The following is a 13962-nucleotide window of genomic DNA, read 5'->3' on the forward strand; positions in this document are numbered from 1 at the left end:
AAATACCCAATCGACGCCATGAACACGATTCGATCCATCTGCGTTTACTGCGGCTCATCTCCCGGCAAGGATGAGATTTATCTCAAGGCCGGACAGCAGCTCGGCCGGTCGCTCGCACAAGCCAACGTCCGCCTTGTTTATGGCGGCGGCACCAAGGGCATCATGGGCGCGGTCGCCGAGGGTGCCCTGCGCGCGGGCGGCAAGGTCACCGGCATCATCCCGCGCTTCCTGATGAACAAGGAAGCCACCGAAACCGCCCTCGCCCGGCTGGACGAACTGGTCATCACCGAGAACATGCATGAGCGCAAGCATATCATGTTCGAGAAATCCGACGCTTTCGTGGCCTTGCCCGGCGGCATCGGCACGGTGGAAGAGATCGTCGAGATCATGACCTGGGCGCAACTCGGCCATCATCGCAAGCCCATCGTCTTCGCCAATATTGCCGGCTTCTGGGATCCGATGCTGACGCTGATCGACCACATGAAGCAGGAAGGTTTCGTCCACACCTCGCATCTGGTGCAGCCGCTTGTGATCGATCAGGCCGATGCTGTCGTGGCAGCCATCATCACGGCGGCAAGCGCCGACAACGCTCCCACCGAGGGCGTCAGCGCCGTCATCGACAAGATGTGATTCAGTCCGGTTTGCGGCTGCCGAAGAACACCGACCAGGTAAAGACGATCAGCGCCGACCAGATGAACAGGAAGGCGACGAAGGTCGACAGCGTGAACGGCTCCTTGAAGACGAAGACGGCGACCAGGAAGATGATGCTGGGCGCTATGTATTGCATCATGCCGATTGTCGAGAGCTTCAAGAGCTTCGCGCCATTGGCGTACAGCATGAGCGGTCCGGCTGTGACGATGCCGGAGGCCATGATCAGCCAGGCATCGGTGCCGGCAAGGCTGCCGAAATGCGAGTTGCCGGTGGCGACCAGCCAGGCGATGTAGCCGAGCGCCGGCACGCTGATGATCAGCACTTCGATGAAAAAGCCCTGGTTTGGCCCGATCGGCAGCGACCGCTTGAACATGGCGTAAAAACCCCAGGACACCGCCAGGCTCACCGAGACCCAAGGCAGGCCGCCCCGCTCCCACGTCAGGATGCCGACCGCGATCACCGCGAGGCCGATGGCCACGAGCTGCGGCTTCGTCAGCTTCTCGCCGAGAAACATTGCGGCCAGAAACACGCTGAACAGCGGATTGATGTAGTAGCCAAGCGCTGCCTCGACCGTGCGCCCCGCACCGATCGCCCAGACATAAACACCCCAGTTGACCGATATGATGGCGGCCGTCAGCACAGCCATGCCCAGCATGCGCGGCGTGCTCAGCGCGATTTTGATGTCCGCCGTACGTCCCAGCCAGACGATGATGAGGCCGGCCAAAGGCACCGACCACACGGCGCGATGCGCGACCACCTCGGCGGCGGGAATATGCGCGACAGCTTTCATGTAGAGCGGAAGGCCGCCCCAAAGCAGATAGGCCGACAGCGCAAATAGAAAACCGCGCGACGAGCCGCTCTCGCGGGCGGCGGCATCGTTTTCGACAGGGGTGGACTGGAGTGCCATGATCCTGCCTATGCACCCGCAAGGCGTTCCGCGCCATTGCAAAGTTCTGATGGTTCAGTCGCTTTTCGTTGATGGATCAACGGGCAGGATGCCCAGAGCTTGAGCACCTGTAACGAGATTGATCCTACTCCGCGGCCACGAGCCCCGCCATTTCACGGTTCTTCATCAGCTTGTAGACGATGGAGTCCATCAAGGCCTGGAACGAGGCTTCGATGATGTTGTCCGACACGCCCACCGTCCACCAGCGCGCGCCGGTGGAGTCATGCGATTCGATCAGCACGCGGGTGATGGCCTCCGTGCCGCCATTGAGGATACGCACCTTGTAGTCCGCCAGTTCCAGATCGCCGATCTCGTGCTGGAACTTGCCGAGATCCTTGCGCAGCGCCAAATCGAGCGCGTTGACCGGGCCATGACCCTCGGCCACGGACATACGCTCCTCGCCGTCGACCACCACTTTCACGATGGCCTCCGATACGGTCTTGATATTGCCGTTGGCGTCGAAGCGCCGCTCGATCATGCAGCGGAAGCTGGTGACGTTGAAGAACTCCGGCACCGTGTGCAGCATCTTGCGCGCCAGAAGTTCGAAGCTCGCATCCGCGCCTTCATAGGCATAGCCTTCGGCCTCGCGCTCCTTGACCACGGCGATCAGCGCATCAAGCCTCTGGTCGTTGCGCGGCACGTCGATGCCGCGCCGCTTCAACTCGGCGATGAAGTTGGCCTTGCCGCCCTGGTCCGACACCATCACCTTGCGCCGGTTGCCCACCGTTTCAGGCGGCACATGCTCATAGGTCGCCGGCTCCTTGATCAGCGCCGAGGCATGGATGCCCGCCTTGGTGGCGAAGGCAGAGCCGCCGACATAGGGCGCCTGCGCTTCCGGCGCGCGGTTGAGCAGTTCGTCGAACGCACGCGACAGCCGCGAGATGCCAGCCAGTCCCTGCTGCGGGATGCCGGTGGAAAAGCGCTCGGCATAGAGCGGCTTCAGCATCAAGGTGGGGATCAGCGTGATCAGGTTGGCATTGCCGCAACGCTCGCCGATGCCGTTCAGCGTGCCCTGCACCTGGCGCGCACCGGCCTCGATGGCGGCGAGCGAATTGGCCACCGCCTGGCCGGTGTCGTCATGCGCGTGGATGCCGAGCCGGGCGCCGGGCACGCCGGAGGCAATCACCTTGCCGACGATCTCGCGCACCTCGGCGGGCTGCGTGCCGCCATTGGTGTCGCACAGCACCACCCAGCGCGCGCCGGCATCCAGCGCCGTCCGGGCGCAAGCCAGCGCATAGTCGGGATTGGCCTTGAAGCCATCGAAGAAATGCTCGCAATCGACCAGCGCTTCCTTGCCCGCGGCAATCGCCGCTTCCACCGAGGCACCGATCGAGTCGAGATTCTCCTCGTTGGTGCAGCCCAGCGCCACGCGGACATGATAGTCCCAGCTCTTGGCGACGAAGCAGACCGCGTCCGACTTGGCCTGCAACAGTGCTGCAAGGCCGGGATCGTTGGAGGCCGAAACCCCTGCCCGCTTGGTCATGCCGAAGGCGACGAAACGCGCATCCGCGGTGCGGTTCTGGGCAAAAAAAGCGGTGTCGGTCGGGTTCGCGCCGGGATAGCCGCCTTCGACATAATCGATGCCGAAGCCGTCCAGCAGCTTGGCGATCTCGATCTTGTCCTCGACCGAAAAATCGATGCCGGGCGTCTGCTGGCCGTCGCGCAGCGTCGTGTCGAAGAGGTAGATGCGTTCTTTGCTCATGTCGGATGCCTGTACGCGCCGTTCGGGACGGTTGGGTGTCTATCGAATTCGGGCCTATTTGCCTGCGAAGCGGTCGGTGGCCCGGATCAGCTTGTCGAGGATGCCCGGCTCGGTGAATGCGTGTCCCGCGCCCTCGATCAGGTGGAACTCCGCATCCGGCCACGCCTTGTGCAATTCCCACGCATAGCGCGCCGGGCACGGCATGTCGTAGCGGCCGTGCACGATCAGCCCGGGAATGCCGCGCAACTTATGCGCATCGCGGATCAGTTGCCCTTCCTCGAGCCAGCCGGCATGAGTGAAATAATGATTTTCGATGCGCGCGAAGGCGAGCGCGAAATCATCCTTGTCATGCTTGTGGCTCAACGACGGGTCAGGCAGCAGCGTGATGGTCTCGCCTTCCCAGATGCTCCAGGCCTTGGCGGCTTCGAGCTTCGCGGCGTGGTCGTCGCCGGTCAGCCGCTTGCGGTAGGCGGCCATCAGGTCGCCGCGCTCGGCTTCGGGAATGGGCTTGAGGAAACGCTCCCACTTGTCGGGGAACATTTCGGAGACGCCGAACTGGTAGTACCAGGCGAGTTCCGCCTTGGTCAGCGTGTATATGCCGCGCACGACGAGTTCGCTGACACGCTCGGGATGGGTCTCGGCATAGGCGAGCGCGAGCGTCGCACCCCACGACCCTCCGAACACCTGCCATGTTTCAACGCCGACCATCTCGCGCAGCCGCTCGATATCGGCGACCAGATGCCACGTCGTGTTGTTGTCCAGCCCGGCGAACGGCGTCGAGCGCCCGCAGCCGCGCTGATCGAACAGAACGACGTCGTACAATTCCGGATCGAACACACGCCGCTGAAGGGGTGAAACACCGCTGCCCGGCCCGCCATGCAGGAAAACGGCGGGCTTGGCGCCCTTCGTGCCGATCCGTTCCCAATAGATGGTATGGCCGTCGCCGACATCGAGCATGCCGGTCTCGAACGGTTCGATCTCGGGATAGAAGCCGCGCAATTCGCTCATAATTTCAACCCGTGTGCCGGCCAGTTCTCGGTCTCGTGATCGGGATGCTGGAAGGAGATGATGCCCTCCTGCCGCGAGTAGAACGCCTGGTCCTCATAAATCGGCGCGTCGAAAATCTCCGTCACCCAGGGTAGCCGCGCTGCGTAGTTTACCTGGATCTGCGGCTGGAGGTCCGACCGGTCGTCGAAGGCGCCGATGGCAATCTCCAGCCGGCCCTCATGGCGGTAGGTCAGCGGCGTGCCGCACTGGTTGCAGAAGCCGCGGTCGATGTTGACCGACGACTGGAAATAGCTCGGCTCGTCGCGGACCCATTCCACACCGTCCTTCGGCGCTGTCACCAACGCGGAGAAGAACGAACCGAACTGTTTCTGGCACATGCGGCAATGGCAGATGGATGGGCGTCCCAGCTCACCGCGAATGCGAAACCGCACCGCACCGCATTGGCAGCCGCCTGTTCTGTAGGTGTCACTCATGATCTGCCCTCCGGAGGCCATTGATCGGTGTCGTGGTCGGGATGCTGGTAGGAAACGAGATGCGCCAGGAAGTCGGTCGCGCCGACATCGGCCATGGTGTCCTCGCCCGGCAGCGCGGCAACGCCGTCGACATAAGGCAGCTTCGCCTCGATGCCCCACTGGATTTTTGGTGCGATGCTTTCGGCCTCGTCGAAGCTGCCGATGGTCAGCGCCATGCCATCCGGCGCTTCATAGGTCAGCGGCGTGCCGCACTCGCCGCAAAAGCCGCGCCGGCCGACATTGGACGACTGGAACCGCTTCGGCTCGCCGCGCGTCCAGGTCACCTCGGCACCGCGCACCGACACCAGCGGCTCATAGAAGCCGCCCACGGCTTTCTGGCACATGCGGCAGTGGCACACCGAGGCATCGCCCAGCGCGCCCTCGACACGGAAGCGTACCGCGCCGCACTGGCATCCGCCTGTGTAGACCGGTTTGTTGTCGAGACTCATGCAGTTCCTCCCTGGTTCGTCGCGGGGTTGGCTGTCAGGCCGGACGCAATGACGATATGCTGGCACACACCATCAATATCCCTGAGCACGTCATCGTTCCAGAACCGCTGAACGGTCCAGCCGGCGGAACGGAGGAAAGTGTCACGCACCGCGTCGTATTCGGCCTGAGTTGCTTCTCCATGCTGAGAACCGTCGACTTCGACGACCAAGCGCTTCGCCGAACAGGCGAAATCGACGATATAGGGTCCGATCGGCACTTGCCGCCTGAAGGAGAGCCCCATCAGCCTGTGCGCCCGAAGCTCGTTCCAAAGCTTCAACTCAGCTTCGGTCATCACCTTGCGCATCGATTTGGCATTTTTGCGTTGGCGTGGAGCGACGATGTCATGCGGCATGGAAATGTCCTTGCCGGTATGTCAGCGCTCTACGGCGCCCCCCTCTGTCCTGCCGGACATCTCCCCCGCATGGGGGGAGATCAGCAGCTCCGCGCTCCGCGCCTCTTTTGGAACGCCTGCGATTAGCGAAAGCCGACGAGACATCCAATCTCCCCCCATGCGGGGGAGATGTCCGGCAGGACAGAGGGGGGCGTTGTCCCGCCAACGTCTCCACACAGCAAAGGCGAACGGCCAATCCCATCGCTATCTCTTGACCTCCCAGCTCGTGATGCGCTCGCCGGTAACGGGGTCCTTGCCGTCCTTCAACTGGACACCCTGGGCCAGAAGCTCGTCGCGGATCTTGTCGGCCTCCGCCCAGTTTTTGGCCGCTATCATGTCGAGGCGGCGAGCTATAGTGCGTTCCACCTCTGGCCTGTCCAATTCGGCAGCCTGCAGCGAGAAACCCAGGAAGGCGAGCGCAGCGCGCAGGCGCGGTGCCTCGGCAACATCGTCAAGCGCACGAGACGCCACTTGCGACAGGAGCTGCACGGCCGCAGGCGTCGCGAGATCGTCGGACAAAACCGAGAGCAGACCTTCGGGCAGCCCGCCTGAAGCATCGGCACCGTCCGCCGCGCGCTTCCACTTGCGCAGAATATTCTCCGCCTCCTCCAACCGCCTGACACTGAAATCGATCGGCTCGCGATAGTGCGTCATCAGCATGGCGAGGCGCAGCACCTCGCCCGGCCACTTCCTGCCGCCGAAGGTCTCCGTCTCCATCAACTCGTTGATGGTGTAGAAATTGCCCAGGCTCTTGGACATCTTCTGGCCCTCGACCTGGAGAAAGCCGTTGTGCAGCCAGTAGTTGGCCATGACATCGGTGCCATGGGCGCAGCGGGACTGGGCGATCTCGTTTTCGTGGTGCGGGAAGATCAGGTCGAGCCCGCCGCCATGGATGTCGAACACCTCGCCGAGATAGGCCGCCGACATCGCCGAGCACTCGATGTGCCAGCCCGGCCGGCCACGGCCCCAGGGGCTGTCCCAGCCTGGCTCCTCGGGCGACGACTGCTTCCACAACACGAAGTCGGCCGGGTTCTTCTTCTGCGCATCGACCTCGACGCGTGCGCCGGCCTGCTGCTCGTCCAGCGGCCGCTTCGACAGGTGCCCGTAGTCGGCCATGGAGGCGGTGTCGAACAGCACTTCGCCATTGGTTTCATAGGCATGGCCGCGTTCGATCAGACGGTGAATCAACGTAATCATGTCGGCACGACCGTCGGCGCGCGGCTGCACGAACTCGGTTGCGCGCGGCTCCACCGTCGGCTGCAAGCATCCCAGTGCCTTGACGTCGTCGTGGAACTGGTCGGCGGTCTTTTCCGTGACCCGGCGGATCGCCTCGTTCAACGGCAGATCCGGAAAATCGCGCAAGGCGCGCGCATTGATCTTGTCGTCCACGTCGGTGATGTTGCGGACATAGGTCACAGCCGTCTCGCCATAGAGATGGCGAAGCAGCCGGAACAGCACGTCGAAGACGATGACCGGCCGGGCGTTGCCGATATGGGCGAAGTCGTAGACCGTGGGGCCGCAGACATACATGCGCACGTTACCGGCATCGATGGGGACGAAATCCTCCTTCGAGCGCGTCAGCGTGTTGTAAAGTCGCAAACCCCTGGATGCTTCGGACATAACCCACTTCCCCTCATTCGGCGCATGCCGAATACGTGACGCGGCCTGCTGGCCGGGGCGTTTGTCCTGTCTTTTGGAGATGAGGCGAAAACGTCCGGACCAGCGCGAGCGCTAGCCAATAATGCAAATGCCGCAGATGGCAAAAGACGTTTTCATGGCCGCTTTATCGCGCCCTCACCTGTTGCCGTCAAGACGCAGCGTCAAGAATTGTGAACGGAAAAACAGGGGCAAAAGCGGAACAATGCCGCAAAGAAACATTTGGTTAAACATGTCGCCACTCAGATGAAACATACGGCGGCTAACGGAACCCATGCCACCATTCGGACCAAGTTGGACCGCAACAACAGTGAGCACCCGCAACAGATCCTTAGGGAAGAGACAATGAAACGGCCTCAAAGCCAAGTCGACAAGACCCAGCCACAGAAGAACGAACTGCACAAACAGTATCGCGCAATCGGCCCAGCGGCGATTGCGGCAGCACTCGTCTTTTCGCGCAAGCGCAAGCCGGTCGCCGCGACAACGCCCAGCCTGAAGTCAGGCAAGGCTGCGTAAAAGGCTGATTGCGATCGTGGCCATGACGAGCCCGATCAGCAGATCGAGCACGCGCCAGGCCGACGGCCTGGCAAACAGCGGCTGCAAGAGCCGCGCGCCATAGCCGAGCGCGAAGAACCAGACGAAGGATGCGAGACATGCCCCCGCGCCATAGGCTATGCGGCCCGCTCCTTCATAGGCAGCCGACAGCGAGCCGAGCAGGACCACCGTGTCGAGATAGACATGCGGGTTCAGGAAGGTGAAGGCCAGGCACGCGGCAACGGCCGGCGCCAGCCGCATCTCGCCCTTCTTTGCTGCCTGCAACGCCTCCGGCTTCATCGCCCGCCGGAACGCGATGAACGCATAAGCGAACAGAAAGGCTGCTCCGCCGAGCGTCACGAGCGTGATCAGTTGCGGCGAGGACGAGATCAGCGTGCCAAGCCCCGCCACGCCAACCGCGATCAGCAGCGCATCGGATAGAGCGCAAATCAGGCACAGCACGAAAACATGCTGGCGCATCAGCCCCTGGCGCAGAATGAACGCATTCTGGGCGCCGATCGCAATGATGAGCGAGCCGCCGAGCAGGAAACCGGACAGAGCGGCGGGGAGAAGCGTCGAGATATCCACGGCGCCTTTCTAGAACAGCTTCAGAACAAGGTCATCTGCTTGCTGTCGCTGGCCTCATTTTTCGGCTTGGCTGGCTTTTCGGCCAAGGGCTGAGGATTTTCCACCAGACGCTCCTGAAGCTCGACGCCGACATTGGCTGTTTTGTTCACCTTGTCGGAGACAGGGATAGCCTCGAAGAAGCTGGGCTCGACCGGCCGAAGCAGATCGGCCACGTCACGCGGCTCCTGCGTGCGGCAGTCGAGCCAGCGCGCGAAATCCTCGGGGCGGATCACCACCGGCATTCGTTCGTGGATATCGGCGATTTCGCCGTTCGCCGACGTCGTCAGGATGGCTGCCGTATCGATCTCCGAGCCGCCGGCATCGGCATAGGGCTCGAACAGCCCGCCAAACGCCACCAGCCCGCCTCGCCGCGGCCGTATCCAATAGGCCTGCCGCTGATTGCCGGGCAGCTTGCGCCATTCGTAAAAGCCCGAGGCCGGAAACAGCACGCGACGATGGCGCATGGCGGTTCGGAACGATGCCTTTTCGGATGCGGTTTCCGAGCGCGCGTTGAACAGAAGCGGCATGTCGGCCGGGTTCTTCGTCCAGCCGGGAATAAGCCCCCACCGCGCCAGCATCGCCATCCGGTCGGGCAGGTTCGATCCCGGCTCGCGCGGCGGCGCAGCGGTGACGATCAAGACCGGCTGGGTCGGCGCAATGTTGTAGCGCGCCGGAAAATCCTCCAACTCGGCCACACCCATGAAGGCTGCCGTCTGATCGGGCGTTGCAGTCAGCGCAAATCGTCCGCACATGGCTTTTACTTTCCAGAAATCTCGTAGGCCGAAAGTGGGGAGAGAAAGCGGCTGCCGCAACCTGCAAAGGCTGATAGAATCGTCCCGTCCACAGCAAGCCGCATAAGGAACCGCATTTGACAACGCCAGCCGAAATTCCGGCCGTCTCCGTCGCCTTGGTGCGCGGCGACACCGTCATGCTGGTGCGCCGCGGACACGCACCGTCCAAAGGGCTTTATGCATTTCCCGGCGGGCGGGTCGAGCAGGGCGAGACGCTGGAAGAAGCCGCGCGGCGCGAACTTCTGGAAGAGACCGGGCTTGAGACCGCCGATCTGCGGCCGGTGCGCGAGATCGTCATCGACAGCCGCCGGGAGGACCAGTCCTTCTTCTACCGGCTCACCGTGTTTGCGGGCAACCATATCGGCGGCGAGCCGGTGGCCGGAGACGATGCCGACGAGGCGAGCTTTCTGACGATGGAACAGATGCAGGCGCTGCCGCTGACCGATTCGACGCTGGAGATCGTCATCGAATTGCTCGGCGAAAGCAGCGATCCTGCCATGCGCTTGACAAATTGAGGGGGCATCAGCGCGCTATGCGCGGACGTTTTTTCACAGCACTGTCGATGGTCTCTGCCCTCTGCCTGACCCAGCCGGCCCAGGCTGCGGAAGCGCCTTTCGATGCCGGGTTGGCGCGGCTGGCCGAGGTGCTTGGTTCGCTGCATTTCCTGCGCAATCTGTGTGGCGAGAAAGGCACCGAATGGCGCGACGAAATGGAAAAGCTGCTGGTTTCCGAAAACCCCTCGCCCGAACAGCGGACCAGGCTGGTTGCCGGCTTCAACCGAGGCTACCGCTCGTTCGACGCCTCCTATACGTCCTGCACGCCTTCCGCGACCGTCGCCATCGACCGCTACATGAAGGAAGGCGAAGCCTTGAGCCGGGACATCGCATCCCGCTACGGCAACTGAACGAGCCGTACGTCGAGCAAATGCCCATCGCGCGGGCATATGGTGTTTTTGCATAGCAAATATGCAAAAATTGCAGTTGATGAAATCGAAGGCTTTCCTTAAATATCAACTTGTCAGCGGCTCACCTCCTCCCGGGCCTCTGACACACTGAACGCACTACTCCTCCTCCCAAGTGCGTTTCCAGATTGAGCCCGTCGCACCTCCTCCCGCGACGGGCTTTTTCTTTGCGCTGTTTTCTTTGGAAATCTCTCAAATCCGCCTTGAAAGCGTCGCGCTAGGCTATGCACCGGCTTCATCTGTGGCTATATCGCGACAACTGTGGCCAGAATGCAACAGCCTTAACGAAACGCTACCATCCAATTGCGGAATTAACTCAAAACTTAGGTTTCGGTTTCGGGGACAGGGGCAATCGACTACGATCCACTGTATAGGAAAGCGCGTCGTGCTCGGGCGGATTGAGACCGGCCCTATTGATGGCACAATCGGAAGCGCTTTGGTCGCCGCGGTTGTCGAGGTGCAGAGGGACAACTCAAGTTTGATCCGGCTTGTCGGGTCGCCGCTTGAAAGGGTGGAATAGAAAATGGAACACGCCGTCAGCGATATCGACGCACTGGTCAGGGAAGAAAAACGGCTGACCGCTGTCGAGAGCCACAATGAGGCCTGGGCGGAAGGCCTGTCGGCCGGCATCGAACCCGAGATCATCGCAGAGGCCGCTCTCGCCACCGCTTTCGCCGAGATCCTGCGTACGGAAGGCGAAGACTCCGCGCTGGCCTTGCTCGAGCGCATGCGCGAAAAGGTGATCGCCGGAGAGTTCGATCCCGTCCGCTATCGGCATTGATCGGCCTGGGGCTTTGACGGCGCGCCGCGACAACGGCATACCGGCCCGCGATTTCAGGCCCAGGCACTGGTGAGGCCAGCAGGGAAATTTGGCAGAGTGACTTCTTACACGCTTACCTCGGCTTCGATCCTATCCGCGCGGCGCTTAGCGCTCGCAGCGGGCGCTGTGCTTTGTGTCTTTGCCACCACCTCCCTGCCCGCCTACGCGCTGAGCGAAATCAAGCGCGAGGAACTGCCGGCGCCCGCGCCAGGCCCGGACGATCAGTCCGTACCTGAAAACGCGGTGCCGATGCCCGATCCGATTGCGCCGCCGCCGTCCTCGGACGAGCCGGCCGACCCCTCGGCGCCGGATGAGGAAGAACCCGAACAGGTCGAACCGGAAGAGCCCGGCGCAGGCACCATGCCCGACCTCGACCCGAATGCGCCGCTGCCTGAAGTCGTCTACGATTTGAGCCGCCTGCCCGAGCCCGTCCGGCGCATGCATGGCCTGCTGGTGGAAGCCGCCAAGACCGGCGACATCGAGAAGCTGCGCCCGCTGATCGGCACCGGCGACAGCGCCCCGCAGCTCTCCTTCGGCGATATCGGTGGCGATCCCATCGAATTCCTGCGCGGCCTTTCCGGCGACACCGAGGGCCAGGAAATCCTCGCCATCATCGAGGAAATTCTCGATGCCGGTTATGTCCATCTCGGCGAAGGCACCTCCGACGATCTCTATGTCTGGCCTTATTTCTTCGGCATCCCGCTGGATCGGCTCGACGCCCGTCAACGCGTGGAACTGTTCAAGATCGTCACCGCCGGCGACTACGAAGACATGAAGACCTTCGGCTCTTACATTTTCTACCGCCTCGGCATTACGCCCGAAGGCCGCTGGGCGTTCTTCGTCGCCGGAGATTGAGAAAGTTGGCAAAATGAAAGCTATATGCTTACATTTGCCATGATCCGATCGTTTCGTAGCAAGGTGCTGGCTGAGTTGTTCGAAAACGGCAGGTCGGCCGGCATTGATGCGCGGCTGCACAAGCGAATTCTTGTTGGTCTGGACCGGCTGGATGTTGCGACGCGACCGGAAGATATGAACCTTCCCGGCTTCGATTTTCATGGACTGAGGGGCTTCTCACCGACGCGCTACACCATCCATGTGAATGGGCCTTGGTGCATAACCTTTGAGTTCGACGGCAATGACGCAATGAAAGTCGACTTTGAGCAGTATCATTGAGGATTGGCGATGGTTGACCATAACCCCAAGCGGCCTATCGAACGCTGCCCTTCCCATCCGGGAGCCTTGCTGGACGACATCATCCCAGCGACCGGCAAAACCAAGGTCGAAATAGCGAGCCTGCTCGGTATTTCTCGGCAGCAGCTTTACGACATCATCCGCGAACGCAAACCCATTTCGCCCTCCGTCGCCGCGCGGCTTGGCAAGATGTTCGGCGACGGCGCCGCCGTGTGGCTCCGTATGCAGGCCGCCTACGATGCGTGGCATGCCGAGCGCGAGACCGATGTCAGCAATGTGCCCACGCTCGGTGCCAAGGCGGCCTGACCGGTTCAGCCCCGCAAATACGCTTCCGAAAACTCCACCGGCCGCCCCTGCCCGGCGTTCACAAGTTCGCCCTCCCACATCACGCGGGTGCCGCGCACAATCGTGCCGACGGGCCAGCCGGTGACCTGCTTCCCGTCATAAGGCGTCCAGCCCGCCCTGGAGCCGGCCTGCGCATTGGTGATGATCTCCTTGCGCTTCAGGTCGACCACGGTGAAATCCGCGTCATAGCCTGCCGCGATGCGGCCCTTGCGCGCCATGCCGAAGATGCGGTTGGGACCGTGGCTTGAAAGGTCGACGAAACGCTCCAGGGTCAGACGCCCGGCGTTCACATGGTCGAGCATGATCGGCACCAGCGTCTGCACGCCCGTCATGCCGGAGGGCGAGGCCGGGTAGGGTTTCTGCTTCTCCTGGAGCGTGTGCGGCGCATGGTCTGAGCCGAGCACGTCGACGATGCCCTGCTCGATTCCTTTCCACACGCCATCGCGGTGGCGGGAATCGCGCACTGGTGGGTTCATCTGGATCAGGGTGCCGAGCCGTCCATAGTCGTCCGCGCTCAAGGTCAGATGATGCGGCGTCGCCTCGCAGGTCGCCACATCCTTGTGCTGCTGCAGAAACTCGATTTCCTCAGCCGTCGAGATGTGCAGCACATGGATGCGCGCCCGAACCTCGCGCGCAATCCGGACCAGCCGCTCGGTGCATTGCAAGGCGGCGATCTCGTCGCGCCAGACCGGGTGCGAGGACGCATGGCCCTCGACCCGCTCGCCCAGCCGCTGGCGCAGGCGGAACTCGTCCTCGGAATGGAAGGCGGCGCGGCGGCGGGTGTTGCGCAGGATCGACGCCACGCCTTCGTCGTCCTCGACCAGAAGGTCGCCGGTGGACGAGCCCATGAACACCTTGATGCCGGCCGCGCCCGGCAAGCGCTCCAACTCGGCAACGTCGCTAGCGTTCTCACGCGTACCGCCGACCCAGAAAGCGAAATCGCAATGCATGCGGCCCGTGGCGCGAGCGATCTTGTCGTTCAGCGCCGCCTCGCTGGTGGTCAGGGGATTGGTGTTCGGCATTTCGAAAACGGCTGTCACCCCGCCCAGCACGGCGGCCAGCGAGCCGCTCTGCAGGTCTTCCTTGTGCTCCAGCCCCGGTTCGCGGAAATGCACCTGGCTGTCGACCACGCCGGGCAGGATGTGAAGGCCCGAACAATCGACCGTCTCACCGGCGGATGCCTGCGACAGGTCGCCAAGCGCTGCGATGCGGCCGCCGATCACGCCGATGTCGCGCGCGCCGGTGCCGTCATGGTTGACGACCGTGCCGCCCCTGAGGATGAGATCGAAGGTGGTCGCCATGTCGCCCTGCTCCTGTCTGGTAGCTCTTGTGCGGTGG

The 13962-nt window shown here is 62.6% G+C and carries 18 protein-coding genes; 8 read left to right on the forward strand and 10 right to left on the reverse strand.

Features of this window, described 5'->3' with window-relative positions; translation table 11 throughout:
* The first annotated feature begins 18 nt into the window (after positions 1-18).
* Complete coding sequence (locus ICI42_RS14215; RefSeq protein ID WP_188165245.1) at positions 19-630, forward strand: LOG family protein; 612 nt, start codon at positions 19-21, stop codon at positions 628-630.
* Position 631: 1 nt separating this feature from the next.
* On the opposite strand, the gene rarD is transcribed toward ICI42_RS14215, so the two are convergent.
* The 7 genes from rarD to cysS form a co-directional block, all read right to left on the reverse strand.
* Entirely contained in the window at positions 632-1558 is a 927-nt protein-coding gene (rarD, locus tag ICI42_RS14220; protein ID WP_188165246.1) for an EamA family transporter RarD, read from the reverse strand.
* Between the two features lie 124 nt (positions 1559-1682).
* Positions 1683-3299, reverse strand: a complete 1617-nt coding sequence (cimA, locus tag ICI42_RS14225) for a citramalate synthase (protein ID WP_188165247.1) — start codon at positions 3297-3299, stop codon at positions 1683-1685.
* Between the two features lie 54 nt (positions 3300-3353).
* Positions 3354-4307 (reverse strand): prolyl aminopeptidase, encoded by a 954-nt coding sequence (gene pip / locus ICI42_RS14230; protein WP_188165248.1) that lies wholly within the window; start codon positions 4305-4307, stop codon positions 3354-3356.
* Positions 4304-4780, reverse strand: coding sequence for a GFA family protein (locus tag ICI42_RS14235; RefSeq protein ID WP_188165249.1), 477 nt, complete (start codon positions 4778-4780; stop codon positions 4304-4306). Before ICI42_RS14235 ends, pip begins: the two co-directional genes overlap by 4 nt.
* The gene (locus ICI42_RS14240) at positions 4777-5268 is read right to left on the reverse strand and encodes a GFA family protein (RefSeq protein ID WP_188165250.1); all 492 of its coding nucleotides are present in this window, start codon (positions 5266-5268) and stop codon (positions 4777-4779) included. The genes ICI42_RS14235 and ICI42_RS14240 overlap by 4 nt, the downstream gene beginning before the upstream one ends.
* Positions 5265-5660, reverse strand: a complete 396-nt coding sequence (locus tag ICI42_RS14245) for an endonuclease domain-containing protein (protein ID WP_188165251.1) — start codon at positions 5658-5660, stop codon at positions 5265-5267. Before ICI42_RS14245 ends, ICI42_RS14240 begins: the two co-directional genes overlap by 4 nt.
* A 243-nt stretch (positions 5661-5903) precedes the next feature.
* On the reverse strand, positions 5904-7319 hold the full coding sequence (gene cysS / locus ICI42_RS14250; protein ID WP_188165252.1) for a cysteine--tRNA ligase: 1416 nt from the start codon (positions 7317-7319) through the stop codon (positions 5904-5906).
* A gap of 381 nt (positions 7320-7700) precedes the next feature.
* Here cysS and ICI42_RS14255 point away from each other — a divergent pair, with 381 nt between their 5' ends.
* Positions 7701-7871 carry a transcriptional regulator gene (locus ICI42_RS14255; RefSeq protein WP_188165253.1) on the forward strand — a complete coding sequence of 57 codons (171 nt, stop codon included), beginning with the start codon at positions 7701-7703 and terminating at the stop codon, positions 7869-7871.
* On the opposite strand, the gene ICI42_RS14260 is transcribed toward ICI42_RS14255, so the two are convergent.
* A complete protein-coding gene (locus ICI42_RS14260; protein ID WP_188165546.1) occupies positions 7854-8471 on the reverse strand; it encodes a LysE/ArgO family amino acid transporter in 618 nt (205 codons plus the stop codon). The two genes, ICI42_RS14255 and ICI42_RS14260, sit on opposite strands and share 18 nt — an antisense overlap.
* 26 nt (positions 8472-8497) lie before the next feature.
* Positions 8498-9268, reverse strand: a complete 771-nt coding sequence (locus tag ICI42_RS14265; protein ID WP_188165254.1) for an SOS response-associated peptidase — start codon at positions 9266-9268, stop codon at positions 8498-8500.
* Between the two features lie 116 nt (positions 9269-9384).
* Here ICI42_RS14265 and ICI42_RS14270 point away from each other — a divergent pair, with 116 nt between their 5' ends.
* From ICI42_RS14270 to ICI42_RS14295, 6 genes are all read left to right on the forward strand, one after another.
* Complete coding sequence (locus ICI42_RS14270) at positions 9385-9822, forward strand: NUDIX hydrolase (protein ID WP_188165255.1); 438 nt, start codon at positions 9385-9387, stop codon at positions 9820-9822.
* 17 nt (positions 9823-9839) lie between these two features.
* Entirely contained in the window at positions 9840-10211 is a 372-nt protein-coding gene (locus tag ICI42_RS14275) for a TIGR02301 family protein (RefSeq protein ID WP_188165256.1), read from the forward strand.
* Positions 10212-10791: 580 nt separating this feature from the next.
* Entirely contained in the window at positions 10792-11049 is a 258-nt protein-coding gene (locus tag ICI42_RS14280) for a hypothetical protein (protein ID WP_188165257.1), read from the forward strand.
* A gap of 96 nt (positions 11050-11145) precedes the next feature.
* Positions 11146-11943, forward strand: coding sequence for a hypothetical protein (locus ICI42_RS14285; protein ID WP_407945164.1), 798 nt, complete (start codon positions 11146-11148; stop codon positions 11941-11943).
* A 39-nt stretch (positions 11944-11982) separates the two neighbouring features.
* Positions 11983-12261, forward strand: coding sequence for a type II toxin-antitoxin system RelE/ParE family toxin (locus ICI42_RS14290; RefSeq protein ID WP_188165548.1), 279 nt, complete (start codon positions 11983-11985; stop codon positions 12259-12261).
* A gap of 9 nt (positions 12262-12270) precedes the next feature.
* The gene (locus tag ICI42_RS14295; protein WP_188165258.1) at positions 12271-12585 is read left to right on the forward strand and encodes a HigA family addiction module antitoxin; all 315 of its coding nucleotides are present in this window, start codon (positions 12271-12273) and stop codon (positions 12583-12585) included.
* Positions 12586-12590: 5 nt separating this feature from the next.
* Here ICI42_RS14295 and ICI42_RS14300 read toward each other — a convergent pair whose 3' ends face one another.
* On the reverse strand, positions 12591-13925 hold the full coding sequence (locus tag ICI42_RS14300; RefSeq protein WP_188165259.1) for a dihydroorotase: 1335 nt from the start codon (positions 13923-13925) through the stop codon (positions 12591-12593).
* Between the last annotated feature and the right edge of the window lie 37 nt (positions 13926-13962).

This window comes from Oryzicola mucosus, assembly GCF_014534685.1.
Lineage (GTDB): Bacteria > Pseudomonadota > Alphaproteobacteria > Rhizobiales > Rhizobiaceae > Oryzicola > Oryzicola mucosus.